The sequence below is a fragment of the Rhizobium metallidurans genome (assembly GCF_014196505.1).
Lineage (GTDB): Bacteria > Pseudomonadota > Alphaproteobacteria > Rhizobiales > Rhizobiaceae > Rhizobium > Rhizobium metallidurans.
Genome location: NZ_JACIDW010000002.1, coordinates 209,367 through 234,890, shown reverse-complemented (window position 1 = coordinate 234,890; position 25,524 = coordinate 209,367). Strand labels below are relative to the sequence as shown.

The window sequence follows — 25,524 nt, the reverse complement described above, 5'->3', positions numbered from 1 at the left end:
GTCTTCATGTGCAGGTGATCACCAAGTCCACGCTTCGTATCTTTTGGGAGCGCCACCCGCAGGCGAGAATACCGCTGGGCGTATGGCACGCGACCGTCATCAAGGCGCAGTGGTCGGGACCGGCCGATATCAAGACGATGTTCGGAGCCAATGTCGATTTTGTTGGCGACAACAGGGTGATCTTCGATATCGGTGGCAACAAGTATCGGCTGGTCGTCCATGTTGCCTATGGCCGCAAGCGGGTGCTGGTGAAATTCGTCGGCACGCACGCCGAGTACGACAGGATCGATCCGGAGACGATACGATGAGCGCTATCAGACCCATTAGAAACGAGGCCGATCTCGCCTGGGCAACGGCCGAGATCGAACCTTATTTCGCCAATCCACCCGCCGCAGGAACGCCGGAAGCGGATCGTTTCGACATTCTGGCTGATCTCATTGAAGCCTATGAGAACCGGAATTTTCCGATGCTGGATATTCCGCCGATCGATTTTCTGCAGGCTTTCATGGAGATGACGGGGCGCGATCAGGCTGATCTCGCCGAAGTTCTCGGCTCTCGTTCCCGGGCGTCGGAAATCCTCAATCGCAAGCGCGCGCTGACCGTCGAGATGATCTTCAAGCTGAACCAGTCATGGGGCGTGCCGTCGGAGAACCTTGCGCGCCCGTATGCTCTCGCCGTTGCCTGATCGGAGCGTGGACGGCGGATAAGTGGCATCATTTGCCTCATCGGCCGCTCGTCGGTATGTCTTTGCGACATTAAAGAATCGGACATCCCCTTGAAGACCATCGCCATTGATTTCGAAACCGCCAACGAGCAGCGCGGCAGCGCCTGTTCGGTCGGGCTTGCCTGGATCGAGGATGGCGTGGTGACAAGGGTGGAGGAGCGGTTGATCCGTCCTCGGGAGATGCGGTTTTCGGGCATGAACATCGCCATCCACGGCATCCGGCCGGAGCATGTCGAGGACGCGCCGGAATTCCCCGAAGTGATGGACGAGTTCGTCGACGACTTCCGTGGCGCGACGATGATCGCGCACAATGCTTCCTTCGACTTCAGCGTCTGGCGCGCTTGCCTGGATGGCTACCGACAGGCCTATCCGGAGCTCACCTATCTCTGCAGCCTGAAGATGTCGCAGCGGATCTGGCCGCATTTCCTCTCGCACCGGCTGAATATCCTGGCCGAGCATCTCGGCCTGCGCTTCGCGCACCACAATGCCGCCGAGGATGCCGCCGTGTGCGCGCAGGCGGCGATCGCCATGGCGCGGCATGTGGGGGCGACGGCCGTGCATGCGATCCCTCAATTTATCGGCATGAAGCCGGGACGGCTGACATCGCGCGGCTACGAGCCCTGCACCTGCCGCAAGGGCTAGCGGCGCGGGCGTCCTGCTTGGTGGTGCGCCGGCATGTGGCGCTCCGCTTCATGGGCTCAATTCATTGGGTCAATTCATGGGCATGGGGTTTCTTGCCATGCGGCAAGCCCCGCCTATCTTAGCTCGCGCTACATCGAAACGCCGCAGGGGGATTACCGCCATGTCCAGATATCGCAATCTCGTGTTCTCCGCAGCCGTTCTCGCAGGCGTCTGCGCCGGCACGGCGTCGGCGGAGACGGTCGGCAAGGTGGGTGTCGACTGGATCGGCAACGATATCCTCGTCGATGCGGTGGCCGATCCCGAGGTGAAGGGCGTCACCTGCCATGTGAGCTATTTCGATCGCAGCGTCATCGATCGCGTCAAGAACGGCAACTGGTTCGAGGACCCCTCGAACAGCGCGATTTCCTGCCTGCAGACGGGGCCGATCGAGATCGGTGATATCGACCTGTCGAAGGGCGGTGACGAGGTGTTCAAGTCGGGCCTCTCGCTGGTCTGGAAGAAGCTCGTCGTCACCCGCATCTACGACAAGCAGAACGACACGCTGATCTATCTGGCGCATTCGCGCGAACTCACCAACGGATCGGCGAAGATGGCGATCTCCACCGTGTCGCTCTACGGGCAGACGGTGAGCTGGAAGAACGGCAAGCCGCAGTAAGGCGGGCTCAGCGCGCGATTTTCGGCGATGCCGCCTTCGTCTTTACACGCCATATGGCAATCGCCCGACGGCGCGGGTAAGGTCCGCGCCGGAGATCAAGTGCAAGAGGACCGACGATGGCGAGCAGCACGCGGATAGCAAACGAATTTCTGAGCGTCGACGTATCGTCGCTGGGTGCCGAGATGCAGGCGCTTCGTACAAGCGACGGCCGTTCGCTGCTGTGGAATGGCGACGCGGCCTTCTGGGGCGGGCGGTCGCCGATCCTGTTTCCGATCGTCGGCAAGGCGCCCGACGATGCGGTCGAGATCGAGGGCAATAGCTATCCGATGAACCAGCACGGCTTTGCCCGCCGCACCGAGTTCGCGCTTGCCGCGTCCAGCGATACGATGTGCCGCTACGAACTTTCGGCGTCCGAGGCGACGAAGGCGGTCTATCCGTTCGATTTCGTGCTTGATGTGGAGCACCGTATCGAGGGTCGGACTTTGACGGTGGCCGCCGAGGTGCGCAATCGCGACCGGCGGCCGATGCCCTTCGGGCTCGGCTTCCACCCGGCTTTCGTGTGGCCGCTGCCGGGGGCCGAGGGGAGCGATCATGTGATCACGCTCGATAACAAGGCCGAGCCCGCGCTCATCCGCCTGTCCGGCGGGCTGCTGTCCCTTGAAAGGCATCCGTCGCCGTTCGAAGGCGGGCGGCTGGTGCTCGATCATGCGATGTTCGATGAGGACGCGATGATCTTTCCGGAGGGAGCGGGCGAGGGGCTGCGCTATCGTGCCGAGGGTGGACCGACCCTGCACTTCACCTTCGACAACCTGCCCAATCTGGCGCTCTGGCAGAAGCCCGGCGCACCCTTCATCTGCATCGAGCCCTGGCATGGCATGGCGGCCGAGAACGGCGGCTCGAAGGAACTTGCCGAGCGTCCCTACAGCCAGACGCTCGAAGCGGGCAAGATGGCTCGCTTCGCGTTTTCCGTCGAGGTCACGGGTTAGGCTTTGCGAGCGGCATTGCTTGCTTCGAATGAAAACAGCCCGCGACGGATGCCGTCGCGGGCTGTTTTGCATTGAAGCGTTCGATCTGGCTCAGGCGGCTTCGCGGGCCAGTTCGTCGGCGATGACGGTGTCGAGGTTAAGGAAGCAGACCATGGTCTTTTCCAGTGCCACGATGCCGCGGCAGAAGGCGCGCTGCTCTTCCGGAATGATCTCCGGCGCCGGCTGCAGGTCTTCGCTCTTGATGGTCATCATGTCGGAAACCTGCTCGACCAGCAGGCCGACCAGCTTGCCGGCGATGTCGGTGACGATGATGGCGGAGCGCTCGGAGGGCTCGGTCATCTTCATGCCGAGGCGGCAGGCCATGTCGATGACGGGGATGACGGCGCCGCGCAGGTTGATCAGGCCGAGGACGTAGGGCGGCGTGTGCGGCATCGGCGTCACCGGCGCCCAGCCGCGGATTTCGCGGATCGCCATGATGTCGATGCAGAATTCCTGCTCGCCGAGATGGAAGGACACGATCTCCAGATGAGAACCGGCCTGATTGATGACAGTGCTATTCATGATCAAAATTCTTCCCAGTTGTCTCCGGCCGGAGCGGCCATGGCTCGTGCGACGCTGCCGCCGCTGAATGCGCCCGCGACGTGGCGGTGAAGCCGCATGCGGAAAATGATGTCGGATGCGAGGCTGCTGATGCTTCCCGCGGCGTGTGACGGGCATTCATGCCCTCGCCGATCTTGAACGTCTCGTCGCGTCGATCCCGCCGCGCCCTGCACCCATAGGTCCGGGTGAGTCGTCGCTGTATCGATCTCGTTCAGTTGTTTCGATTGTTCGCGTGGAGAGGTTACGATTGATTTAACATGGCGCGAGATCGCGGCAATATTGGCCGAGGTTTCGCCGATTGACGTCTTTGCGCGGCAGGGGTGAGGCAATTCATCACGGCTCGAACAGCGGTTGTTGAATTGCGCGGTTGGATGCGACGCGATATCAGGCGAAAAAAGGGATCATTTTCGGGGCGAGGATTCTATCGATGAAAACAGTGCGTATCGCGGTCTGGGTTGCCGTGTTCCTGATGGCCGGCATTCTGGGATGGCTTACATTGAACGTGACGAAGACCAACGAGGCCGCCCCCGACGGACCGTTCGGCGTGCCGTTCACGCTTGTGGCGCAGGATGGAAAGCCGATCACCGAACAGGCGTTTCGCGGCAAGCCGTCCGCCATATTCTTCGGCTTCACCAGCTGCCCCGAGGTCTGCCCGACGACCCTTTACGAACTCGATGGCTGGATGAGCAAGGTCGATCCCAACGGCGACAAGCTGCAGGCCTATTTCGTCAGCGTCGATCCGGAGCGCGATACGCCCGAGGTGATGAACCAGTACGTGTCGAATGTCTCCAAGCGGATCGTCGGCATTTCGGGCGCGCCCGACAAGGTGGCCGAGATGGTCAAGGGGTACCGCGTCTACGCCAAGAAGGTGCCCGTCGACGAAAACAATCCGAACGGCGACTACACGATGGATCACACGGCGTCGGTGTTCCTGCTCGATTCCACGGGCCGCTTCGCCGGCACGATCGCCTATGGCGAAAATTCCGATACGGCGGTAAAAAAGCTGGAGAACCTCGCCAAAAAGGGATGACGTCATGGCGCCGGGGCATCGCAGCATTCTGATTGCAGGCGCCGGCACCACCGGTCTCACCGTGGCCCTCGAACTCGCCAGACGCGGCTTTCGACCACGCGTCGTCGACAACGACGTCGGTCCCGTTCCGCTTGCCGAAAGCCGGGCGCTCGGCGTCAACGCGCGGACGCTGACGCTGCTCGGTCCGTCGCGGGTGACGGATGCCATCCTGCAGGAGGCGCAGCAGATCGCGCAGTTTCGCGCGACGTCCGAGGGGCGTCGGCTGGCGACGGTCGACACGACCAAGGTGCCGGGGCGCTTCAGCGCCATTTATGCGCTGGCGCAGGGCCACACCGAGCGGCTGCTCCTGAGCAAGCTCGACGATTACGAGGTCGATCCCGAGTGGCAGACCGCGATAGAGAAGGTATCCGGCGATGCCAAGCCCGTCGTCACGCTGCGCAAGCCTGACGGGACCGTCGAGACCGCCACGTTCGATATCGTCATCGGGGCGGATGGCGCGCATTCGGTGGTGCGCAAGGCTGTCGGCATCGGCTTTCCGGGCGAGGCGCTGGAGAGCAGCTTCTATCTCGCCGACTTTCGCTACAAGAAGGAAATCGATCCGCATTTCATCGAGATGCAACTGGTCGATCCCGGCATGATCGGCCGGATCCCGGTCGAGCGCGATGTGCTGCGGTTCATATCGACGCTGCCGGATTTCGAGACGAGGATCGTGCATCCCGGGCCGGTGGCGGAGCGCCTCTGGGCCTCGGAGTTTCGCATTCACTTCCGCCATGTCGAGGAGATGGCCAAGGGCAATGTCTTCCTTGCCGGCGATGCCGCGCATATCCATTCGCCGGCCGGCGCGCGCGGCATGAATCTGGGGATCGAGGATGCCTGCTGGCTCGCCTATCTGATTTCCGAGGGGCGCGAGAGCGAGTACAGCCGGCTGCGGCTGCCGGCGGTCAAGACCGTGCTGAAGCAGACGCGGCAGCTGACGATGCTGATCGCGATGCGCAATCGGCTGGCTATTTCGATCCGGAACCTTGCGGTGCCGGTGCTTTTTAGACTACCTGCATTCCAACGAAGATTGCTGAACGGCGTGGCGGGATACGACACGCCGCCGCCGCCGTGGATCGACGGTGCGTTGTAACGGGAAAGACCGACCTTGAGTGAAATCCGCCTCTATGTGACGACGACAGAAGTGCTGGCCGGGGAAGTGCTCGACCTTTTGTCCGAGGTGTTCGGCGAAGAAGACTTCGCCATCGCCACCACCGAAATCGACGAGAAGAAGGACATCTGGGAAGCATCCGTCTACATGATGCAGGTCGACGAGGATGACGTCCGCGTGCGCGTCGAGGCGGCGCTTTCCGAAGCGTTCCCCGAGATGACCGTCGAGCGCGAGGTCATTCCCGATGTCGATTGGGTGGCGAAATCGCTCGAGGGGCTGAAGCCGGTGCGGGCAGGGCGCTTTCTCGTTCATGGTTCGCACGACCGCGACAAGGTGCGCTCCGGCGATATCGCCATCGAGATCGATGCGGGGCAGGCCTTCGGGACCGGTCACCATGGCACGACGGCGGGTTGCCTGGAGGTCATCGACCGCGTCGTTCGTTCGCGGCGGGTCCGCAACGCGCTCGATCTCGGCACGGGAAGCGGCGTTCTGGCGATCGCGGTGCGCAAGCTGAAGAACATTCCGGTTCTGGCCACCGATATCGATCCGATCGCCACCCGTGTCGCGGCCGAGAACGTGCGCCGCAACGGCATCGCGTCGGGGATCGTCACGGAAACGGCGCCGGGCTTCCATTCGACGGCGTTTTCGAACCACGGTCCTTTCGACCTCATCATCGCCAACATCCTGGCGCGGCCGCTGATCAAGATGGCGCCGCAGCTCGTCACGCATCTGGCGCCGGGCGGATCGGTGATCCTGTCGGGCATTCTGGCATCGCAGCGCTGGAAGGTGCTGGCGGCCTATAATGGCGCGCATCTCAGGCATGTGTGCACCATCTGGCGCAACGGCTGGGTAACGATCCATCTCGATCGGCCCTGAGGTCTGAATCCAGGCCCACAATCAAAAAAGCCCCGAGCGCCTCATTGGCCTCGGGGCTTTCGCGTTCCTGGCGCGTCTCGTCGCGACAAAAAGAAAAGGCGGCGCCAATGGCACCGCCTTGCGACCGGTTTCCCGATCATGTCCGCGAGCTTGATGAGGAGGAGTGCTCCAGCAGACGTCTACTTATTCTGATCGCCGTTCCGGTGAGGGAGGAGGAGAGCGGAGCGGCGCGTTGCTCAGAATGCGTAGCTTCTTGCGGCGCCGCCCAGAATGGTGCGCGGGCCTTCGTTCAGCGGGCGACGAGCGCCGATGACATGACGGACGGTCTGGCGCTCGCCAGCCTGCAACGGGCTGCTGTAAGCGGAGCGCGACAGAGAGGCAGTCATTTCAAAAATCCTTTTGTTTGCGGTTCGCTTCGAACCATTCGATGGGCGCCTTATAACCGATTGAAAAAATTGAGGCAGAGGGTTTGTTTCATGGGAGCCATGCAGCCAATGCATAAAGCGTGCCAATCCGGTGAATTGCGCCTCATTTCCGCCCAAATATTACGCGGCTTTCGATCATCGGCGAGACGCGGTTTTTCTCCCGTTCGCGTGAAATTCCGATAACATAGCGGCATTCCGCCTGCCGGATTCGTATTGAATGGCGGACCAAACATCAGGTTTTTGAGCATGTACCAGTCTTTCGAAGTCACCTCCACGCCACAATTCGGCCGCGATCGCACCTCCGCGCTGCGTGCAAGTTTTGACGATCTCGATATTGACGCCTTTCTTGTCCCCAGGGCGGACGCGTTCAACGGCGAATATGTGCCGGCCTGTTCCGAGCGTCTGGCGTGGCTGACGGGCTTTACCGGCTCGGCCGGCATGGCGCTGGTGACGCGCACGCAGGCGATCGTGTTCGTTGACGGCCGCTACGTGACGCAGCTCGCCGAGCAGGTGGACGGTTCGGTGTTTACGGGCGGCGATCTCGTTAACGAGCCGCCGCATCTGTGGCTCGGCAATCATGGCGCCAAGGGCGTGCGGCTCGGGATCGATCCGTGGCTGCATTCGGGCGCCGAGGTCAAGCGGCTCGAGAAGGCGCTCGACGCGATCGGCGGTTCGCTGGTCATCCTTCCCCACAATCCGCTCGACCGGCTCTGGGCCGACCGGCCGCAGGAGCCGCTGGGCGCCGTTTCGATCCAGAACGTGGCGCAAGCGGGTGTTCTGGCCGACGAGAAGATCGCCAAGATCGCGGCCGATCTTAAAGCCAAGGATATCAAGGCGGTTCTGATCGCCGATCCGTCGTCGGTCGCCTGGATCTTCAACATTCGCGGCGCCGACGTGCCGCACACGCCGCATCCGCTGGCGCGCGCCATCATCCATGCGGACGGCAAGGCCGACCTGTTTCTCGACAAGCGCAAGACCGGGATCGAGCAGGAGGCCTATCTGGCGCAGATGTGCGCGCAGCTGCCGCCATCGGCGCTCGAGGAGACGCTTTCGGCGGTCTCCAGGGATGGCGGCCGGGTGCTCGTCGATCCCGATCTCACGTCTCACGGGCTCGCCAGCATCATCCGCGCGGCAGGCGGTGTCGTGGTCGAGGGCAATGATCCGGCGAAGCTGCCGCGTGCGGTGAAGAACAGCGTCGAGATCAACGGGTCGGCGGCAGCGCATCTGCAGGATGGCGCGGCGATGGTCGAGTTCCTGTGCTGGCTGGCGCGGACCAAGCCCGGCACGGTGACCGAGATCGAGGTCGCCGAGAAGCTCGAGGCGGCGCGCGCCAAGGTCGGGCAGAGCATGCAGAACCCGCTGAAGGACATTTCCTTCGACACGATCTCCGGTGCAGGACCGCACGCGGCGATCATGCACTACCGGGTGACGACCGAGAGCAACCGAAAGCTTGAGGCGGGCGAGCTGTTCCTGATCGATTCCGGCGCGCAATATATCAACGGCACCACCGACATCACCCGCACGGTCGGTGTCGGCACGGTCTCGGAAGAGCAGAAGCGGTTCTTCACGCTGGTCCTGAAGGGGATGATCCAGATCAGCACGGCGCGGTTCCCTAGGGGTACGCGCGGCTGCGATCTCGATCCGCTGGCGCGCATCGCGCTGTGGCGGGCAGGGGCCGATTTCGGCCATGGCACGGGTCACGGCGTCGGTTCCTATCTCTCGGTGCACGAGGGGCCGCAGCGGATCTCCAGGATGTCGACGCAGGAGCTTCTGCCGGGGATGATCCTTTCCAACGAGCCGGGCTACTACCGGCCGGGCGCGTTCGGGATCCGCATCGAGAACCTGATCTACGTGCGCGATGCCGAGCCCGTCGAGGGCGGCGACATGCCGGTGCTGAGCTTCGAGACGCTGACCTTCTGCCCGATCGACCGCAGCCTCGTCATCGCCGAGCTTCTGACACATGACGAACTGCATTGGTTCAACGACTATCACGCCAAAACGCGTGAGGCGCTGATGCCGCTGATCCATGACCACGAGGTCAAGGCGTGGCTGGAGAATGCGACGCTGCCGCTGGAATATTGAGCCGTATCGAACGGGTAAGGCCGGCGGCCGTATGATCGGCCGCCGCGTCAGCCGGCGATCGTGTGGCGCCAGGCCATGACGACCGCCCAGGCGGCGACCAGCATCCATGTATGCGAGACGCGCAGGCCGACCACAAGGGCGATGACCAGCGCCAGCTTGGTGTCCCAGCCGCCGGTGAAAAAGGCGGGGGCGACGAGCGTGGTCAAGACCGCTGCCGGCACGGCGGCGAGGGCCGCCTCCATGCGCGGCGGGATGCGCTTCATCGTGGTGATCAGGATATAGCCGCCGATGCGCGTCGCATAGGTGGCGACGGCGGCCGCCAGGATGACCAGCAGCATGTGGGAATCGATGGTCACGTCACACCTCGTGCAGATCGGATTCGAGTTCCTGCGCGGTCGGCGGCGGCGGGAACAGGGCGGCGAGCAGGATGCCGGCGGCGGCGCCGAGGCTCACATGCCAGGGCGAGCCGACATAGCGATAGGCGACGACCGATGCGACGGCGCTGACCGCGGCCACGGGGAGGAAGTTGTTGCGGTGGCGGAAATCCAGCACGATGCCGAGGAAATAGGCCGGCAGCAGGATATCGAGGCCGATCGACTTCGGATCGCCGATATAGCGGCCGAGCGTGCCGCCGATCAGGCTGACGATCGTCCAGGGAATATAGATGATGAGGCCGAAACCGAGATACCAGGCGAAGGTCACCGGCTTGCCAGCCTCGCCGCGCTTGACCGTTTCGGCGAATTGCGGATCGACAAGCAGGAAGAAGGTGAAGAATTTCTGCAGCTTGGTGAAATGCTTGATGTAGGGCGCGATCGCCGCCGAATAGAGCACGTGGCGGAAGTTGACGGCGAGGATGGAGGCGACGATCAGCCAGGCCTGGACGTCGTTGCCAAAAAGCTCGAGGCCAACCATCTGGCTGGCGCCGGCATAGACCGTCGCGCTCATGAAGGTGAGCTCGAACAGCGACATGCCCTTGTCGGCGGCAAGCGCGCCGAACAGCGCGCCAAACGGGGCGGACGCCAGCGCGATGGGGAAGCCGCCGCGCAGGCCGTCGGTAAAACTCGCGCGTGACATCGGCGATCATCCTCCTGGAATTTGGAACCGCTCTAAGGGGAGGCGGCTGCGGCTGCAAGCGAATTTCCTTGATTGATCGATCGATTTCGCTGAACGGTGCGGGGTAGCCGCGACGTGGCGATGTGAAGCCAATGAGGGGACGATGAAGCCGATCGAATTTTCCAAGGACGAGAAGGCGGCGCTGATTGGCCGCATCCAGCACCATTTCGACCGCGAGCTCGACCAGCCGATCGGTCTACTGAAGGCCGAGCTGGTGCTTGATTTCTTCGCCAAGGAAGTGGGGGCCGCCTATTACCGGCAAGGCATCGACGACGCGCAGGCGGCGCTGGCGCGGCGCATCGACGACTTTTCGGACGATGTCTATCAGTTGCAGCGCGATGCCGGTGACTAAAGCCTTTCCGCGTTTCCTCGAAACGCAAAAATGCTCTATCTATTTGTTATTACGCAATTCCGGACGCAAAACCGCGCTACACTTTTGCTGGAATTGCTTTAGCCGCCGATCAGCTGCTCGCTGGTGACGATGTCGATGCCGCTTTCGCGCATCTCTTTGATCGCGGCGGCCACGCCGTCCGGCGTGATGCCGCGGCTGGCGTCCTCGATGAAGCGCAGCTTGACGCCGGGGAGCATTTCGAGCGCATCGAGCGCCGAGAACTTGACGCAGTAGTCGGTCGCCAACCCGCATAGGTCGAGTTCGGTGACGCCCTGTTCCCTGAGGTAATCGGCAAGGCCGGTGATGGCGTCCTGATCGTTGTCGCGGAAGGCGGAGTAGCTGTCGACGTGATGTTTCTCGCCCTTCTGGAAGATCACGTCGATCTCGGGCACCCTGAGCTCGGGATGCAGCTCGGCGTCCCTCGTGCCCTGGACGCAATGGTCCGGCCACATCATCTGCGGCTTGCCTGACAGTTCGTGCAGTTCGAAGGGCTGTTTGCCGGGATGGGCGGAGGCGAAGCTGCCGTGGCCTTCCGGGTGCCAGTCCTGCGAGGCGACGATCAGATCATATCGGCCGCTCGCGATCAGCCGGTTGGCGACCGGCACCACCTTGTCGCCATCGGGAACGGCAAGGTTTCCGCCGGGGCAGAACCCGTTCTGGATGTCGATCAGTAACAAGGCCTTCATCGGCAGTTTCTCCACCTATTGTTGCACAGCAACATGCCAAGCCGGATCGGCCGACGCAAGGGTGGAAGCACCCCGCCGTCAAGGCGGGGTGCGATTTTATCGGTCAGGCGTGACGGGCGATCTGATGCGCCATCGGGCGATGACCCTTCAGGCCGTAGAAGACGATATATGTGTAACATATGATCGGCATCAGGAAGGCGAGATGGATGCCGATCGTATCGGCCAGAACACCCTGGATGACGGGAAGAATGGCGCCGCCGACGATGGCCAGGCACAGGATGCCGGAGCCCTGGCTGGTGAACCTGCCGAGGCCGTAGAGACCGAGCGAGAAGATCGTCGGGAACATGATCGAGTTGAACAGGCCGATGGCGAGGATCGACCACATGGCGACGTGACCGGTGGTAAACACGGTGACCAGCAGCAGGGCGATGACGGCCGCCGCGTTGAAGGCCAGCGCCTTGCCGTCGTCGACATAGCGCATGGCGACGGCGCCGATGAAGCGGCCGACCATGGCGCCGCCCCAGAAATAGGAGACGTAATGAGCGGCGTCGGCCTCGGAGAAGCCGGCGATCTCGGGCTGGCTCATGAAGTTGACGAGGAAGCTGCCGATGCTGACCTCGGCGCCGACATAGACGAAGATGCCGACCGCGCCGAGGACGAGGTGGCGGAACTGCCAGGCCGAGCCACCGCCGACGATCGGCTCGATCTCCTCATCGCCCTCGACCTGCGGCAGCTTGAGGGCCGCGAAGACGGCGGCGAGCACCAGGAAGGCGGCTGCAAGCAGCATGTAGGGGAACTTCACGGCACCGGCTTCGGCGATCTTGATCGCATCGAGCTGCTCCGGTGTGGCGCCGGCCACAGCCGCCGTCGTCGCCGACAGGATCAGGAGGGCGCCGAACATCGGGGCGAGCGTCGTGCCGAGCGCGTTAAACGCCTGGGTCATGGTCAGGCGGCTGGCGGCGGTATCCGGCGGGCCTAGCACGGTGACATAGGGGTTGGCGGCGACCTGAAGCAGCGTGACGCCGCTCGCGAGCACGAAGAGTGCGCCCAGGAACAGGCCGTAGACGCGGTAGCTGGCGGCCGGAACGAAGAGCGCGCAGCCGATGGCGGCGACGACCAGGCCGAGCACGATGCCCCACTTGTAGCCGATGCGCCTGACGATCGCGCCCGATGGCAGGGAGGCGATGAAATAGGCACCGAAGAAGCACAGCTGTATGAGCATCGACTGCGTGTAGTTCAGCTGGAAGACGTTCTTCAGATGCGGGACGAGAATGTCGTTCAGGCAGGTGATGAAACCCCACATGAAGAACAGCGATGTCAGGGCGATGAGCGCGAATTTATAATTGGCTGCCGGGGACGACGACGTCGTCGTCGCGGCATTGCTAGTTGTGATACTGGCCACGGTATGAATCTCCTGTTGTGGACGCCGGGTATTTTCCTTTGAAAGCCGTTGTCAAAACGGGCCGGCGGCGGCTCGGCGGGGCGCTTGGGGGGAAGCGTGCAGCAAGCCGCAAGGTCTCATATATGCTCAATCCGGAGATTTCGATAGCATTCAAAGTATTTTGTTGTGCTTTGCGGTAAATTGTTTCGCGCTTGCGAGATGCGAGGTGGGGAGAGGGGGTTTTCTTGGGGTGGGTGCGGCGCGAAAGACCCTCTCTGCCTGCCGGCATCTCCCCCACAAGGGGGGAGAACGCTGGGGGCGGCCGCTCGCTCCACATTTGCTGTCTGGGCGAGCGCTAGCCACGAGTTTTCTCCCCCCTTGTGGGGGGAGATGGTCGGCAGGCCAGAGAGGGCGTTACACGGCAGAACGCCAAACTTAGCCAACACCACGCACGCCAAAACCGCGCGCGAAGCAAAGCCTCGCGACGGTCGGCGTCATGAAACGGGAAGGGCAGGCGGTTTGTTGTCGGTGGTATGGATGTCAGGCTGTCCGCCTGCCCGATCACCTCGGTTTCCGGTTCGCCCGACCCGACAGGAGCGTCTCTCGGATCGGTCTTGCCGGTGGATCATCGGCCCTGACGGCGTTCGATCCCCTTGGCAACCATCACCACACGCCGGATTTCAAGCGGCTGAGCATCCGGTTCGCGACCCGGCTCCCAGTGCGGTGACGAGGAGGAGTATGGCGTGGCGGCGCGGGGCGGGGATGAGAAATGTGTGGCGCTGGTGATAGGGTGTTGAGCGGGTTGAGGGATTTGTTTCGTGGGGTGGATGATCGTGCCCGTGGGGTCGGGTGGTGGTATGGGGCCGAGCCAGGTGTCTCGGCCCGCGCCCCACAAGGGGGAGATGTCCGGGAGCGCAGAGGGGCGTGGCGCGGCGAAATCTTGCCAGAGACAAGCTGCGGCGCGCCCGCTTGGCGTCGTCGCCGGCCTCAGTGCGCCGTTGTCATGTCATCGAACACGCCGAGCTTCTTCAGCGAGCTGGTCAGTCCGGTGAAGGCAAGAACGGCGACAAGAAGCGCCCCTAACACAACGGCGTAGGAGATCTCCTGCTCGGTGATCGAGTCGGCGGCAAGCCTGTAGAACTCCGTTGCCACGACCGCGATCAGCGTCGACGACATCGTCGAATAGTCCTTGGCGATCACCCTTTTCCAGTTGAATGCCATTCCCTCCGTCGAGGAAGCGAACGCGCTGAGCTTGAGGCCCCACCTCGGGACATTCCGGCAATAGTCGCGGTAGCCCTGGCCGAACTTGTCTGCGAGGAATTCCTCTTCGGCGTAGATGATGGACTGGTAGATGAAGGCGAACACCAGGCACCCGACGACGACGACCAGCGGATTTCCGTGGAACAGGAAAAGTCCCGAGTAGACGAGCATGTTGCCGACGTAGAGCGGATTGCGGCAGACCCCGAACATGCCTTCCGTGACAAGGTCCTTGGCATAGACGCGTTTGTTCAGACCGCCGCGCTTGATGTAGGCATAGCCGATGACGGTCGCGCGAAGGACGAGGCCCGACAATATGACGACCAGCGCCACGACGTCCTTCCACCGCTCGAGTTCCGTACTCCCGAATATCGACACCGTCGGTGGCGCGGCGACGAACAGGGCGACGATGATCAGCGGGAAAGCCTGGTTTCGATACTTGAAAAAGAAGGTTCCCACCTTCAGCATCAGATTCTTCATGTCATTCCGTCTCACTTGATCGCGACAATGCCGCAGAAATTATACCAGCGGAAGAACACCTCCGTGCTCTTGAAGCCCGCTTCGCGCAGCAGCTGGATGTTTTCCTCGAGGCGGTAGGGAATGAGGACATTTTCCAGCGCTTCGCGCTTTTTCGATATCTCGATGGAAGAGTAGCCGTTGCGCCGCTTGAATTCATAATAGTGGTCGATGAAGAGGCGGTTGAACGTCGTGTCCTCGCTGGTCAGCTTCTCGATCAGCAGCAGGCAGCCGTCGTCGTTGAGCCCGTCGTAGATCGTCTTCATCACGCGTTCGCGAAAAAGCGGGCGGACGAACTGGAGCGTCAGCAGCATCGTCACGACACTGGCGTTGTCGATGGTGAAGCCGCGGTGAACGTCGGCGGTGACGAGGTCGATCGAACGGTTCGTGCCGGATTCCTCGATTTTCTCCGCGGCCTTCTTGAGCATCTCCGGGGCATTGTCGATACCGACGAAATCGACATGATTGTCGACAATGTGATCAAGGGTCAGGAGTGTCGTGGCCGTCGAGCAACCGATGTCATAGAGCTTCGACTGCGGCTGGGCGAAGTCCCGCGCCAGTTCGCAAACCATGCGCTGCATCTCTCCGTAGAACGGGACGGATCGGCTGACCATGTCGTCGAACACGCTTGCCACGGTCGAGTTGAAGGAAAAGTCCGCGACCGCGTCGTGTTCGTCGGCGAACACCTGGTCACGCAAATTGGTATGAAGGACAAGACGGTTATCTGTCATATCCGCTCCTATAAGTAATGATAATAAGTCCACCTTCCCCAATGCACCCGGCGGGCGACGTAGCCACAGAACCCTTACTCCAACCTGAAAGCTCCAAGGCCCGCGCCGATGGAGCAAGAAGCAGCCTCAAGGCAAGCCAGCCTCAACGCAGCCAGCGGGTTAGCGCCGGAACCCTCCGGAATGGCCGGAAACTCCGCCTTCCCGGAAAATGGACGGGTGCCGATGGTCGGGGATTATCAAGGAGGCGGGAGACGCGCCTTCGCGGGAAGTGTCGGTGACGCTCACGACAACGTGTTCGCCGAAACGACCGGCGATCTCTTCAAGGCCGAGGTCATTTACCGACGCGCGGCCGCCCTTACGGGATCGCGAAACGCGCTTCGGCGAGATCCGCCTCGCGCACCAGCGTCTTCATCCGCTCCTCGGAGAGCTTGCGGTTCTTCGCCAGACGGAAGAACCCGGCACTCGGCCTTGACGCCGGCGAGTCGGAGCTTGCGTTCGATCGAGGCTGTTTGGGCTTAGCCGGCGGCGCCAAATCGCCAGCCGGTCAGCCGTTTTGCACGTTGCCGCCAGCGGCGGGCGCGGAGCCCTAGGTGTTCTGATAGGCGCGAACGACGGTCTGCATGTCGGCGAGAACCGGAGCGGCAGCAGGGTCGCTGCCGGTGCCGGCCTGCTGTGCGACGGTCGACGGATCGGCAAAGAGCTCGCTCGCGGTCGGTCTGCGATCCGCGTTGCTATCCATCAGGGCGAGGATGCCCTTCGGGCTGTTGCCGCTCACGGCGCCGTCGTTGCCGGAGGTGTCGCTCGCATCGCTCGATTGCTGCAGCTGCAGCATCAGCGAGAGAATATCGGCGGCGATCTTCTGGGTGACGCTGGCGCTGTCGGCGGTGCTGTTTGCCGTCGATGCCTTGGTCGCCGTCGTGCCTGAATTGTTCGTGGTGTTGGCGGCGGCCAGTTCGTCGGCCGAAACGACGCCGTCGCCGTTCTTGTCAAGGCTGGAAATATAAGAGGCGCTGCCGCCACCCAAAGACGATACGCTGGTCACCTGAATCTCCCTTGCGAACCCGCCGTCCTTCTCGGGCGGATGCAGACGGGCTAAGGTGATTTGCGGTCGCCGTCAAAAGGCGAATGTTGTGATGAATTTCGCGCGATTGACCGCTGTCGGCGGTGCGGATTAAGATTGTGCTTGCGCTATGTATCGCTGATTCGCCGACGTGGCGATGTCGGCCCTGGCGATCTTGGTCGCTCTTGCCGTCTTCGGGGATTTCTGCGTTTCTTTCGGGAGAAGATCAGCCGAAAGCCATGGCCATGCCCGAGCCGGATCCAGAGGAAAAAATCGACGCCACATTCCGCAACGGCTCGCTGACCGCCGCCGGCATCATCCTGGGCTTCTGTCTCACCTTCATCAGCCGCTGGGTCTCCAATCCGAACGACTGGAGTCGGATCGACATCCTGCCGATGCTGCTCCTCGTCGTCGGCATCGGCCTGCAGGTGAAGGTCTTCGCCGACCTGCTTGCAAGGGACTCCCTGATCGCGGCGAAATACGACCGCTCGCGGCGGCTGTTTTTGATCGGATTGGTGATCGTGGCGGCGGGGATCGGGCTGGCGCTGTTCAACGATATATTGGGATTGGGGTCGATGCCGATACTGGGGTGAGGGGGCGTCGAGGGGGTGAGCGGGCTTTCACCCGCTCACCCATTCCTTGAGCCGATCACGTCCCGACGATCTTGTTGCAAGCGAGCGCGATCGCCGGATTGCCGACGACGGCCAGTACAAGGGACATTGCGATCAGGGATAGCGAGTAGCGTTTCATGGCATCCTCCTATTTGGGCCCGCGGTTCGTGGTGCGGGCGTGGGGAGTATGCGGGAGGCGGGCTCATATGCGAAGTCACGAATGGGTGACGGCGGATCGCCGCCGCCGCGTTTCGTTAGCCGACCGCCTCGACAAACCCGTCCAGCACCCGCTTTTCGCCGGCCTTGTCGAATTCGATCGTCAGCTTGTTGCCCTCGATCATCTTGATGTTGCCGTTGCCGAACTTCATGTGGAAGACACGGTCGCCGACGGTGAATTTCGAGGGCTGGGTCGCTGTCGATTTGGCGACGAGTTCGCCGTCGATGGTGCGGGTCTTCGGGCCGCTTTCGCCATAGCCGATGCGCTCGACGGAATGGCCGGAGCGGGAGCCCCAGTTGTCGCGGGTGGCGTCGTTGCGGTTTTGCTGGGCGCGCTTCCAGCCGGGGGTGGAATAGCTGTTGGCGAAGGGCTCGGCCTTGTCGAAGCGCGACTGGCCGTAGCCGCCGCGGCCGTAACCGCCGTAGCTCTGCTCGACCTCGGCGACCTCGACATGGGTGTCGGGCAGTTCGTCGAGGAAGCGCGAGGGGATGGTCGATTGCCACAGGCCGTGGATGCGGCGGTTGGAGACGAACCAGATGTGGCAGCGGCGCTTGGCGCGGGTCAAGCCCACATAGGCGAGGCGGCGCTCTTCTTCCAGCCCGGCGCGGCCTGTCTCGTCGAGCGAGCGCTGGTGCGGGAAGAGGCCTTCTTCCCAGCCGGGCAGGAAGACGGTCTCGAATTCGAGCCCCTTGGCGGAGTGCAGCGTCATGATCGAGACGGCGTCGAGATTCTCGTTCTGCTCGGCGTCCATGACCAGCGAGACGTGCTCGAGGAACCCTCGCATGGACTCGAAGCTCTCCATCGAGCGGATGAGTTCCTTCAGGTTGTCGAGGCGGGCGGGGGCGTCGGCGGTCTTGTCGGCCTTCCACATGTCGGTATAGCCGGACTCCTCGAGGATCTGCTCGGCGAGTTCGGTATGTGACGTGTTTTCAAGCCTTTCCTGCCATCTGCGGAAAGATTGAATCACGTCGAACAGCGCCTTGCGGGCCTTCGGCTTCAGCTCGTCCGTCTCGATCATGTCGGCCGCTGCCGCCAGCATCGGTATGTCGCGGGCGCGGGCATAATCGTGCAATGCGCGCACGGTGGTGTCGCCGAGACCGCGCTTGGGGGTGTTGATGATGCGCTCGAAGGCGAGGTCGTCGGCCGGCTGGGCGACGAGGCGGAAGTAGGCCATGGCATCGCGGATTTCGAGGCGCTCGTAGAAGCGCGGGCCGCCGATGACGCGGTAGTTGAGGCCGAGTGTCACGAAGCGGTCTTCGAACTCGCGCATCTGGAAGGAGGCGCGCACGAGGATGGCCATGTCGTTCAGCTTGTGCTGATTGCGCTGCAGCTGCTCGATCTCGTCGCCGATGGCGCGGGCTTCCTCCTCCGAATCCCAGGAGGCGTGGACCTGCACCTTGATATCATCGGGATCGCGGCGGTCGGTGAAGAGAGTCTTGCCGAGGCGGCCTTCATTGTGGGTGATCAGGTGCGCGGCGGCACCGAGGATATGGGCGGTGGAGCGATAATTGCGCTCGAGCTTGATCACCTTGGCGCCGGGGAAATCCTTCTCGAAGCGCAGGATGTTGTCGACCTCGGCGCCGCGCCAGCCGTAGATCGACTGGTCGTCGTCGCCGACGCAGCAGACGTTCTGCGGCTCGCCCTTGGGGCGCTGGGCGAGCAGGCGCAGCCACATATATTGCGCGGTGTTGGTGTCCTGATACTCGTCGACGAGGATATAGCGGAAGCGCTGGTGGTATTCCTTGAGCAGATCCGGTGTCTTCCGGAAGATCGCGATCGGATGCATCAGGAGGTCGCCGAAATCGCAAGCGTTCAGCGTCGAAAGGCGCTGCTGGTAGGCGAAGTAGAGTTCGCGGCCCTTGCCGTTTGCGAAGGCGCGGGCGTCGCCTTCCGGAATGTCGGCCGGGCCCAGCCCCTTGTTCTTCCAGGTGTCGATCATGCCGGCGAACTGCTTGGCCGGCCAGCGCTTGTCGTCGAGGCCTTCGGCCTGGATTAGCTGCTTGACGAGGCGCACGACGTCGTCGGTGTCGAGAATGGTGAAATCGGAGCGCAGGTTGACGAGCTCGGCGTGGCGGCGGAGCAGCTTGACGCCGATCGAGTGGAAGGTGCCGAGCCAGGGCATGCCCTCGACCGCGCCGCCGACCAGATGCGCGATGCGTTCCTTCATCTCGCGGGCGGCCTTGTTGGTGAAGGTCACCGCCAGGATCTGCGAGGGGAAGGCGCGGTTGGTGTTCAGGATATGGGCGATGCGGGTGGTCAGCACGCGGGTCTTGCCGGTGCCGGCGCCGGCGAGCACGAGGACCGGACCCTCAAGCGTCTCGACGGCTTCGGTCTGCTCGGGATTGAGGCCATCGAGATAATCCGGTCGCTGTGCGCCGCCACGGGCAGCCATGGCGCGGGCGGCGAGACCTCCTGATGCCGGGGCTCCTCTTGCGGGAGCCGCGGGGGCCTGCTGCTTGCGCGGCGCTTCGCCCGGCTCCTCGTCGAAGAAGGGCATATCGTCGAAACTATTGCTCATGGCGCGTAATGTAGTGATTCGGATCGGAAAGACCAGAAAAGATGTTCTGCTTTCATTCCCGGTCCACGGGATGTTGCGTAGGATGGTGGGGAGCGGGTGGTGCTCGTTGGCGGCCAGTGTCCATCGGCGTCGAGTAAAGCGAGGGCTTGGCAGATGCTCGGGACGAGTGCCGAGGATCTAAGCACGTCTCCGCGAGTTCAACGGTGCGGATGAAGCTCAAGCGTCCAACACCCGGCTGCGCGGCGACGTCTCACCCCTTGATGAACGCCAGCACATCGGCGTTGAAGCGTTCCGGTTCGAGCTGGGCGAGGCCGTGGGCGCTGCCTTGGTAGACCTTGAGCACCGAGCCCTGGACGATCTTGGCGGCCTTGAGCGCGGCGGCGGCGATAGGGACGATCTGGTCGTCGTCGCCGTGGATGAACAATGTCGGCTTGTCGATCTTGCGCAGGTCGTCGGTGTAGTCGACCTCGGAGAATTCGTGGATGCAGTCGTATTCGCCCTTGATGCCGCCGGCCATGCCCATCAGCCAGAAGGTCTCGCGCAGGCCCTCGTTGAGCTTGGCGCCGTCGCGGTTGAAGCCGTAGAAGGGCATGGAGAGATCGCGGAAGAACTGCGAGCGGTCGAGCGCCGTGCCCTTGCGAATGCCGTCGAAGACGTCGCGGGGCAGGCCCTCGGGATTGTCCGATGTCTTCAGCATCAGCGGCGGAACGGCGCCGACCAGCACCACCTTGGCGACGCGCTTGGTGCCGTGGCGGCCGAGATAATGGGCGACCTCGCCGCCGCCGGTGGAGTGGCCGATCATGATCAGGTTCTTGAGGTCGAGATGCTCGATAATTTCTGCCAGATCGTCGGCGTACTGGTCCATGTTGTTGCCGTCCCAGCTCTGGGAGGACTTGCCGTGGCCGCGGCGGTCATGGGCGATGACGCGGTAGCCGTTCTGGCCGAAAAACAGCATCTGCGCTTCCCAGGCGTCGCCCGAGAGAGGCCAGCCATGCGAGAAGAGGATCGGCTGGCCGGTGCCCCAATCCTTGTAGAAAATCTTCGTTCCGTCCCTGGTGGCGATCTTCGGCATGCTCGTCATCCTCTTTGCGGTTGAATGAATGGAGCGCGGGCGCATCCTCGGCCCATGGCACCGAAGAGAACATCGGAATGGCGCGAAACGAAAGCACTATTTCCCGGTGCGGCCGACATTGTGTCTGGCGGGGTCTCTGGCGTGGTCTTTGGTGGGGCCTCTGGCGCGCGCCGCGGCCGGCGCGTTGTCCGGCGCGGCTGCCTGCCAGGCGGGCCAAATCAACGTGCGACGACAGGCCTTCTCCGGTCATCGACAGTTGACATTACAATGCTGTAATGGGGCGCCAATTCTCTTGCCGCTGACCGGCAAACAGACGATAATTCGCGCCGTTACGCGGCGGTTGCTTCGTACGCGCCTCTTTCGATCGACCCTGGACTAGCCTCGAGTCCCTCTGGAGACGTGAATGTCATTTTGGAAGCAGTTTACCATCTGTCTCATCGTCATCGCCGCCGGCGTTAGCGCATGGGCTTTCTTTGTGCCCGGCGCGCGCGACACGCTGCGCAATGCCGGCGTTCCCGAAGCGCTTGTCGGCAAGGCGATCGATCCTGACAATTCCGGCCGGGCGGCGCCCGCCGCATCGGGCGAACAGGCCGGCAATCGTCGCTCCGGCGGCAACGGCGGCGGCGGTGGCGGCGGACGCAACGCCGCGGTGCTTGTCGTCACGCAGGCTGTCGTGCCCGGCACCGTCAACGACCGCCTGAGCGCGATCGGCACCGGCGACGCGATCCGCTCGGTGGTGGTGACGCCGCAGGCGAGCGGCCTCATCCGCGAAATCCTCGTCAAGTCGGGCGACCGGGTCAAGCAGGGGCAGGTCATCGCCAAGCTCGACAGCGAAGAGCAGGTGATCGTCAAGGGGCAGGCCGACGTGGCGCTGAAAGCGGCGGTCGAGAAGTCCAGCCTCTATAACAATATCAAGTCCAGCGTCTCGCGCATGGACGTGTTCGATCAGGAGATCGCCGAGCAGAACGCGCGGCTGCAATTGCAGGCGGCGCAGCTCAGTCTCGACCGTCGCAACATCCTGGCGCCGATCGACGGCATCGTCGGCATCATGCCGATCAATATCGGCGACAACGTCTCGACGACGACGCCAATCGTGACGCTCGACGACCGCACCGAGATCCTCGTCGACTATTGGGTGCCCGAGCGTTTCGCCAATACGGTCAAGGTCGGCCAGGCGGTCGAGGCGACGTCGGTCGCGCGGCCGGGGCAGGTGTTTTCGGGCGCCGTCGAGGCGATCGACAACCGCGTCGACCGCGCCAGCCGAACGCTCAGGATGCGGGCGCGGATCAACAATGCTTCCGACGAGCTGCGGGCCGGGATGTCGTTCAGCGTCGGCATGCGGTTCGAGGGCAATCAGTATCCGGCGGTCGATCCGCAGTCGGTGCAGTGGGATTCGCAAGGCTCCTTCGTGTGGCGGGTGGTCGAGCAGAAGTCGTCCAAGGTGCGCGTCAGCATCGTCCAGCGCAATCCCGATTACGTTCTGGTGAAAGGCAATCTCGCCGATGGCGACCTGATCGTCACCCAGGGCCTGCAGCGGGTGCGCGAGGGTGGGCCGGTGCGGTCCGAAGGTGGCGAGCTTGCCGCCAAGGAGCCCGTCAGCTGATGAGCGAGAGCGGCAACCACAATAACGCGCCTTCGGGCAAGCAGACCTTCACGGCGCTCTTCGTGCGCCGGCCTATACTGGCGCTGGTGTTCAACACATTGATGATCGTCGCGGGCCTGGCGGCCTATGTCGGCATCGAGGTGCGCGAGCTTCCCGACGTCGACCGGCCGGTGGTGACCGTGCGCACGACCTTCGACGGCGCGTCGCCGCAGACGATCGACCAGGAGGTGACCAAGGTCATCGAGGGTGCGGCCGCGCGGGTGAGCGGGCTGAAGTCGATCTCGTCGAGCTCGCAGTTCGGCCAGAGCCGCGTGACGCTGGAGTTTTCCGACACGGTCGATCTGGCGGTCGCCGCCAACGACGTGCGCGACGCGATCGGACGGATCACCGACCAGTTGCCTGATGACGCCGACGCGCCGCAGATCGTCAAGGCGGATTCGGATTCGCAGCCGGTCATGCGTCTTGCCGTGACCTCGACCAAGCTCAACATGGACGACCTGACGCTGCTCGTGACCAACGAGGTGATCGACCGTCTGGCCTCCGTCGACGGCGTCGCCGATGTGCAGAGCTACGGCGACCAGGAGAAGGTGTTCCGCGTCGACGTGGATCAGTCAGAGCTTGCCAGCCGCGGGCTGACGATCGGCGACCTGACCAACGCGCTGTCGAACGCGGCGCTCGATGTTCCGGCCGGTTCGCTGAAGAGCTCGACGCAGAACATCGTGGTGCGCGCGACCGCCACCCTGCAGACACCGGAGGATTTCGCCAACGTCATCCTGCAGGACCGGGTGCGGCTGGGGGATGTGGCGACCGTGACACTCGGACCGCGCGACGGCCAGACGGCGCTGCGCTCGAACGGCGTTCCCGGCATCGGTCTCGGCGTCATCCGCCAGGCGCAATCCAATACGCTGAATATTTCCAACGGCGTCAAGGCCGCGGTGGCGCAGCTGTCCAAGACGCTGCCCGAGGGCACCAAGATCGCCATTACCAGCGACGACGCGGTGTTCATCCAGGGCGCCATCCAGGAAGTGGTGCTCGCGCTTGTGCTGGCCGCGGTCATCGTCACCGCCGTCATCTATCTCTTCCTGCGCGACTGGCGGGCGACGATCATTCCGGCGGTGAGCATGCCGGTGGCGCTGATCGGCACGCTGGCGGCGATCTACATGGTCGGCTTCTCGATCAATATCCTGACGCTGCTGGCGATCGTGCTGGCGACCGGTCTGGTGGTCGACGATGCGATCGTGGTGCTCGAAAACATCGTGCGCCGGCGCGCCCAGGGCATGGGGCCGCGCGCGGCCGCCGTGCTCGGGACGCGCGAGGTGTTCTTCGCGGTCATCGCGACGACGGCGACGCTGGCGGCGGTGTTCATTCCGCTGTCGTTCCTGCCGGGCCAGGTCGGCGGCCTGTTCCGCGAATTCGGCTTCGTGCTCGCCTTCTCGGTCGGCCTGTCGTCGCTGGTGGCGCTGACGCTCTGCCCGATGATGGCGTCACGGATGCTGACTAGGGAGATGAAAGAGGATCACGGCATGCTCGGCCGCTTCGGCGACCGGTTCTCCAGCGCCTATGAGTGGTGCCTGCAGCGCTGCCTGAACGCGCCGCTCATGGTCATCGTGTTCTCGGTGATCTTCGCCGGCGCGGCCGTCGTCGCCTTTACCGGCGTGAAGAGCGAGCTGACGCCCAACGAGGACCGGGCGATGGTGATGATGCGGCTGACGACGCCGCAGGGATCGAGCCTCGAGTATACGCGCGACAAGCTGCAGCTGGTCGAGGAGTATCTGCAGCCACTGGTCGATAGCGGCGACATCCGCAACGTCTTTTCCGTCTCCGGACAGAACGGGGAGGCCAATAGCGGCTTCATGGTGCTGACACTGGCCCCCTGGGGCGAGCGCGAGCGCACGCAGAGCCAGATCGTCGCCGATGTCAATCGCGCGGCGCTGAAGGTGCCGGCGTTGCGCGGCAACGCCTTCCAGTCAAACAGCCTGCGTATTCGCGGCGCCGGCAACGGCCTGCAGATGGCGCTGATCGGCAGCGACTACGAGTCGCTGACGGCGTCGGCGCTGAAGCTGGTGCAGGCGCTTGACGCGACCGGCCGATACGACACGCCGCGTCTGGCCAACGAGCCGACCCAGGCGCAGGTATCGATCTCGATCGATCGCGAGCGGGCGTCGGATCTCGGCATCAACATCACCGGCCTGTCCACCGCCATCCAGTCGCTGCTGGAAGGCCGCTCGGTGGTCGACGTGTTCGTCAAGGGCGATGCCTATCCGGTGCTCCTGACCTCGAACACGCGGCCGCTCGACGATCCGACCGATCTGGAGAACGTGTTCCTGAAGACAGGCGACGGCAAGATCGTGCCGATGTCGGTCATCGCCTCGCTGGAAGAGGGCGCCGTGGCGCCACAGCTCAATCGCGAGCAGCAGCTGGCGTCGGTGGCGATTACCGCGGGCCTGAAGGATGGCGTCTCGCTCGGCGATGCGGTGAAAGAAGCCGTGACGCTCGCCGGCCCGCTGCTGCCCTCAGGCGCGCGGTTGATGCCGCTCGCGGAAGCGGCGACGCTGGAGGAAAACGCCAACGGCATGGCGCTCACCTTCGGCTTCGCCATCATTATCATCTTCCTGGTGCTGGCGGCGCAGTTCGAGAGCATGCTCTCGTCCGTGATCATCATGTCGACGGTGCCGCTCGGGCTCGCCTGCGCGGTCTTCGCGCTTGCCATCACCGGATCGAGCCTCAACATCTACAGCCAGATCGGCCTCGTGCTGCTGGTCGGCGTCATGGCCAAGAACGGCATCCTGATCGTCGAGTTCGCCAACCAGCTGCGCGATCAGGGCGAAGGTGTGAGGGCGTCGATCGAGAAGGCCTGCGCGCTGCGCCTGCGTCCCGTCATGATGACGATGATCGCCACCATCCTCGGCGGCGTGCCGCTGGTGTTCGCGCAGGGAGCGGGTGCCGAGGCGCGCGTCGCACTCGGCTGGGTGATCGTCGGCGGGCTCGGCTTCGCGACGCTGGTGACGCTGTTCATCACGCCCGTCGCCTATCTGCTGATCGCCCGCTTCGCCAAGCCGCATGCGCATGAGGAAGCGCGGTTGCATCAGGAGATGGAACATGCGGAGCGGCCGAAAATCGTCGCCGCTCGGAACCAGCTGGAAGCCGCGGAATGACCGCCGCGGTTTAATGATCGCGGCTTGACGATCGCGCTTCGGCGCG

General features: G+C 63.3%; 25 protein-coding genes. 13 read left to right on the top strand and 12 right to left on the bottom strand.

The annotated features are described in order from the left end of the window. Positions 1-8: 8 nt before the first annotated feature. The 5 genes from GGQ67_RS05070 to GGQ67_RS05050 all read left to right on the top strand — a co-directional run bounded on the left by GGQ67_RS05070 (position 9) and on the right by GGQ67_RS05050 (position 3,007). Entirely contained in the window at positions 9-308 is a 300-nt protein-coding gene (locus tag GGQ67_RS05070; protein WP_183899398.1) for a type II toxin-antitoxin system HigB family toxin, read from the top strand. Beyond that, on the top strand, positions 305-685 hold the full coding sequence (locus GGQ67_RS05065; RefSeq protein WP_183899108.1) for a helix-turn-helix domain-containing protein: 381 nt from the start codon (positions 305-307) through the stop codon (positions 683-685). Before GGQ67_RS05070 ends, GGQ67_RS05065 begins: the two co-directional genes overlap by 4 nt. A gap of 90 nt (positions 686-775) precedes the next feature. Next, positions 776-1,366, top strand: a complete 591-nt coding sequence (locus GGQ67_RS05060) for a 3'-5' exonuclease (protein ID WP_183899107.1) — start codon at positions 776-778, stop codon at positions 1,364-1,366. 160 nt (positions 1,367-1,526) lie between these two features. After that, complete coding sequence (locus GGQ67_RS05055; protein ID WP_183899106.1) at positions 1,527-2,021, top strand: CreA family protein; 495 nt, start codon at positions 1,527-1,529, stop codon at positions 2,019-2,021. A 116-nt stretch (positions 2,022-2,137) separates the two neighbouring features. Continuing rightward, complete coding sequence (locus GGQ67_RS05050; protein WP_183899105.1) at positions 2,138-3,007, top strand: aldose 1-epimerase family protein; 870 nt, start codon at positions 2,138-2,140, stop codon at positions 3,005-3,007. Between the two features lie 90 nt (positions 3,008-3,097). Here GGQ67_RS05050 and GGQ67_RS05045 read toward each other — a convergent pair whose 3' ends face one another. Then, positions 3,098-3,568, bottom strand: coding sequence for a chemotaxis protein CheW (locus GGQ67_RS05045; protein WP_183899104.1), 471 nt, complete (start codon positions 3,566-3,568; stop codon positions 3,098-3,100). A gap of 466 nt (positions 3,569-4,034) precedes the next feature. On the opposite strand from GGQ67_RS05045, the gene GGQ67_RS05040 reads away from it, so the two are divergent. The 3 genes from GGQ67_RS05040 to GGQ67_RS05030 are packed head-to-tail and all read left to right on the top strand — an operon-like array spanning position 4,035 to position 6,660. Further along, positions 4,035-4,637 (top strand): SCO family protein, encoded by a 603-nt coding sequence (locus GGQ67_RS05040; RefSeq protein ID WP_183899103.1) that lies wholly within the window; start codon positions 4,035-4,037, stop codon positions 4,635-4,637. A gap of 4 nt (positions 4,638-4,641) precedes the next feature. Then, a complete protein-coding gene (locus tag GGQ67_RS05035) occupies positions 4,642-5,766 on the top strand; it encodes an FAD-dependent oxidoreductase (RefSeq protein WP_183899102.1) in 1,125 nt (374 codons plus the stop codon). A 15-nt stretch (positions 5,767-5,781) separates the two neighbouring features. Beyond that, the gene (locus GGQ67_RS05030) at positions 5,782-6,660 is read left to right on the top strand and encodes a 50S ribosomal protein L11 methyltransferase (protein ID WP_183899101.1); all 879 of its coding nucleotides are present in this window, start codon (positions 5,782-5,784) and stop codon (positions 6,658-6,660) included. 236 nt (positions 6,661-6,896) lie between these two features. On the opposite strand, the gene GGQ67_RS05025 is transcribed toward GGQ67_RS05030, so the two are convergent. After that, positions 6,897-7,046, bottom strand: coding sequence for a hypothetical protein (locus GGQ67_RS05025; protein WP_183899100.1), 150 nt, complete (start codon positions 7,044-7,046; stop codon positions 6,897-6,899). Between the two features lie 285 nt (positions 7,047-7,331). On the opposite strand from GGQ67_RS05025, the gene GGQ67_RS05020 reads away from it, so the two are divergent. After that, a complete protein-coding gene (locus GGQ67_RS05020; protein ID WP_183899099.1) occupies positions 7,332-9,167 on the top strand; it encodes an aminopeptidase P family protein in 1,836 nt (611 codons plus the stop codon). Between the two features lie 47 nt (positions 9,168-9,214). Here the strand turns inward: GGQ67_RS05020 and GGQ67_RS05015 are convergent, their stop codons facing one another. Together GGQ67_RS05015 and GGQ67_RS05010 are read right to left on the bottom strand one after the other, a co-directional pair. Next, positions 9,215-9,523 carry an AzlD domain-containing protein gene (locus GGQ67_RS05015; protein WP_183899098.1) on the bottom strand — a complete coding sequence of 103 codons (309 nt, stop codon included), beginning with the start codon at positions 9,521-9,523 and terminating at the stop codon, positions 9,215-9,217. A 1-nt stretch (position 9,524) separates the two neighbouring features. After that, entirely contained in the window at positions 9,525-10,241 is a 717-nt protein-coding gene (locus GGQ67_RS05010; RefSeq protein WP_183899097.1) for an AzlC family ABC transporter permease, read from the bottom strand. Between the two features lie 142 nt (positions 10,242-10,383). Between GGQ67_RS05010 and GGQ67_RS05005 the strand changes: the two genes are divergently transcribed. After that, on the top strand, positions 10,384-10,632 hold the full coding sequence (locus GGQ67_RS05005) for a DUF2164 domain-containing protein (RefSeq protein ID WP_183899096.1): 249 nt from the start codon (positions 10,384-10,386) through the stop codon (positions 10,630-10,632). A gap of 98 nt (positions 10,633-10,730) precedes the next feature. Here GGQ67_RS05005 and pncA read toward each other — a convergent pair whose 3' ends face one another. The 6 genes from pncA to GGQ67_RS04975 form a co-directional block, all read right to left on the bottom strand. After that, entirely contained in the window at positions 10,731-11,357 is a 627-nt protein-coding gene (gene pncA, locus GGQ67_RS05000; protein WP_183899095.1) for a bifunctional nicotinamidase/pyrazinamidase, read from the bottom strand. Between the two features lie 103 nt (positions 11,358-11,460). Next, positions 11,461-12,759 carry a glucose/galactose MFS transporter gene (locus GGQ67_RS04995; RefSeq protein WP_183899094.1) on the bottom strand — a complete coding sequence of 433 codons (1,299 nt, stop codon included), beginning with the start codon at positions 12,757-12,759 and terminating at the stop codon, positions 11,461-11,463. Positions 12,760-13,725: 966 nt separating this feature from the next. Continuing rightward, positions 13,726-14,475 carry a methyltransferase family protein gene (locus tag GGQ67_RS04990; protein ID WP_183899093.1) on the bottom strand — a complete coding sequence of 250 codons (750 nt, stop codon included), beginning with the start codon at positions 14,473-14,475 and terminating at the stop codon, positions 13,726-13,728. A gap of 11 nt (positions 14,476-14,486) precedes the next feature. After that, positions 14,487-15,242 carry a carboxy-S-adenosyl-L-methionine synthase CmoA gene (gene cmoA / locus GGQ67_RS04985; protein ID WP_183899092.1) on the bottom strand — a complete coding sequence of 252 codons (756 nt, stop codon included), beginning with the start codon at positions 15,240-15,242 and terminating at the stop codon, positions 14,487-14,489. 355 nt (positions 15,243-15,597) lie between these two features. After that, positions 15,598-15,774, bottom strand: coding sequence for a hypothetical protein (locus tag GGQ67_RS04980; RefSeq protein ID WP_183899091.1), 177 nt, complete (start codon positions 15,772-15,774; stop codon positions 15,598-15,600). Between the two features lie 54 nt (positions 15,775-15,828). After that, complete coding sequence (locus tag GGQ67_RS04975; RefSeq protein ID WP_183899090.1) at positions 15,829-16,284, bottom strand: hypothetical protein; 456 nt, start codon at positions 16,282-16,284, stop codon at positions 15,829-15,831. Positions 16,285-16,547: 263 nt separating this feature from the next. On the opposite strand from GGQ67_RS04975, the gene GGQ67_RS04970 reads away from it, so the two are divergent. After that, positions 16,548-16,895, top strand: coding sequence for a hypothetical protein (locus GGQ67_RS04970; protein ID WP_183899397.1), 348 nt, complete (start codon positions 16,548-16,550; stop codon positions 16,893-16,895). Between the two features lie 272 nt (positions 16,896-17,167). Here the strand turns inward: GGQ67_RS04970 and GGQ67_RS04965 are convergent, their stop codons facing one another. Together GGQ67_RS04965 and GGQ67_RS04960 are read right to left on the bottom strand one after the other, a co-directional pair. Continuing rightward, on the bottom strand, positions 17,168-19,648 hold the full coding sequence (locus GGQ67_RS04965) for an ATP-dependent helicase (RefSeq protein ID WP_183899089.1): 2,481 nt from the start codon (positions 19,646-19,648) through the stop codon (positions 17,168-17,170). A gap of 250 nt (positions 19,649-19,898) precedes the next feature. Beyond that, positions 19,899-20,720, bottom strand: coding sequence for an alpha/beta fold hydrolase (locus tag GGQ67_RS04960; protein ID WP_183899088.1), 822 nt, complete (start codon positions 20,718-20,720; stop codon positions 19,899-19,901). Between the two features lie 403 nt (positions 20,721-21,123). On the opposite strand from GGQ67_RS04960, the gene GGQ67_RS04955 reads away from it, so the two are divergent. Together GGQ67_RS04955 and GGQ67_RS04950 are read left to right on the top strand one after the other, a co-directional pair. Further along, the gene (locus GGQ67_RS04955) at positions 21,124-22,323 is read left to right on the top strand and encodes an efflux RND transporter periplasmic adaptor subunit (protein WP_183899087.1); all 1,200 of its coding nucleotides are present in this window, start codon (positions 21,124-21,126) and stop codon (positions 22,321-22,323) included. Further along, positions 22,323-25,478, top strand: coding sequence for an efflux RND transporter permease subunit (locus GGQ67_RS04950; RefSeq protein ID WP_183899086.1), 3,156 nt, complete (start codon positions 22,323-22,325; stop codon positions 25,476-25,478). Before GGQ67_RS04955 ends, GGQ67_RS04950 begins: the two co-directional genes overlap by 1 nt. Positions 25,479-25,524: the final 46 nt, after the last annotated feature.

What these genes read in the sequence shown, in the direction of transcription:
- GGQ67_RS05065 (WP_183899108.1), top strand. Translation starts at nt 305, where the DNA reads ATGAGCGCTATCAGACCCATTAGAAACGAGGCCGATCTCGCCTGGGCA.
- GGQ67_RS05055 (WP_183899106.1), top strand. Translation starts at nt 1,527, where the DNA reads ATGTCCAGATATCGCAATCTCGTGTTCTCCGCAGCCGTTCTCGCAGGC.
- GGQ67_RS05050 (WP_183899105.1), top strand. Translation starts at nt 2,138, where the DNA reads ATGGCGAGCAGCACGCGGATAGCAAACGAATTTCTGAGCGTCGACGTA.
- GGQ67_RS05045 (WP_183899104.1), bottom strand. Translation starts at nt 3,568, where the DNA reads ATGAATAGCACTGTCATCAATCAGGCCGGTTCTCATCTGGAGATCGTG.
- GGQ67_RS05040 (WP_183899103.1), top strand. Translation starts at nt 4,035, where the DNA reads ATGAAAACAGTGCGTATCGCGGTCTGGGTTGCCGTGTTCCTGATGGCC.
- GGQ67_RS05035 (WP_183899102.1), top strand. Translation starts at nt 4,642, where the DNA reads ATGGCGCCGGGGCATCGCAGCATTCTGATTGCAGGCGCCGGCACCACC.
- GGQ67_RS05025 (WP_183899100.1), bottom strand. Translation starts at nt 7,046, where the DNA reads ATGACTGCCTCTCTGTCGCGCTCCGCTTACAGCAGCCCGTTGCAGGCT.
- GGQ67_RS05020 (WP_183899099.1), top strand. Translation starts at nt 7,332, where the DNA reads ATGTACCAGTCTTTCGAAGTCACCTCCACGCCACAATTCGGCCGCGAT.
- GGQ67_RS05010 (WP_183899097.1), bottom strand. Translation starts at nt 10,241, where the DNA reads ATGTCACGCGCGAGTTTTACCGACGGCCTGCGCGGCGGCTTCCCCATC.
- GGQ67_RS05005 (WP_183899096.1), top strand. Translation starts at nt 10,384, where the DNA reads ATGAAGCCGATCGAATTTTCCAAGGACGAGAAGGCGGCGCTGATTGGC.
- pncA (WP_183899095.1), bottom strand. Translation starts at nt 11,357, where the DNA reads ATGAAGGCCTTGTTACTGATCGACATCCAGAACGGGTTCTGCCCCGGC.
- GGQ67_RS04990 (WP_183899093.1), bottom strand. Translation starts at nt 14,475, where the DNA reads ATGAAGAATCTGATGCTGAAGGTGGGAACCTTCTTTTTCAAGTATCGA.
- cmoA (WP_183899092.1), bottom strand. Translation starts at nt 15,242, where the DNA reads ATGACAGATAACCGTCTTGTCCTTCATACCAATTTGCGTGACCAGGTG.
- GGQ67_RS04970 (WP_183899397.1), top strand. Translation starts at nt 16,548, where the DNA reads ATGCCCGAGCCGGATCCAGAGGAAAAAATCGACGCCACATTCCGCAAC.
- GGQ67_RS04965 (WP_183899089.1), bottom strand. Translation starts at nt 19,648, where the DNA reads ATGAGCAATAGTTTCGACGATATGCCCTTCTTCGACGAGGAGCCGGGC.
- GGQ67_RS04960 (WP_183899088.1), bottom strand. Translation starts at nt 20,720, where the DNA reads ATGCCGAAGATCGCCACCAGGGACGGAACGAAGATTTTCTACAAGGAT.
- GGQ67_RS04955 (WP_183899087.1), top strand. Translation starts at nt 21,124, where the DNA reads ATGTCATTTTGGAAGCAGTTTACCATCTGTCTCATCGTCATCGCCGCC.
- GGQ67_RS04950 (WP_183899086.1), top strand. Translation starts at nt 22,323, where the DNA reads ATGAGCGAGAGCGGCAACCACAATAACGCGCCTTCGGGCAAGCAGACC.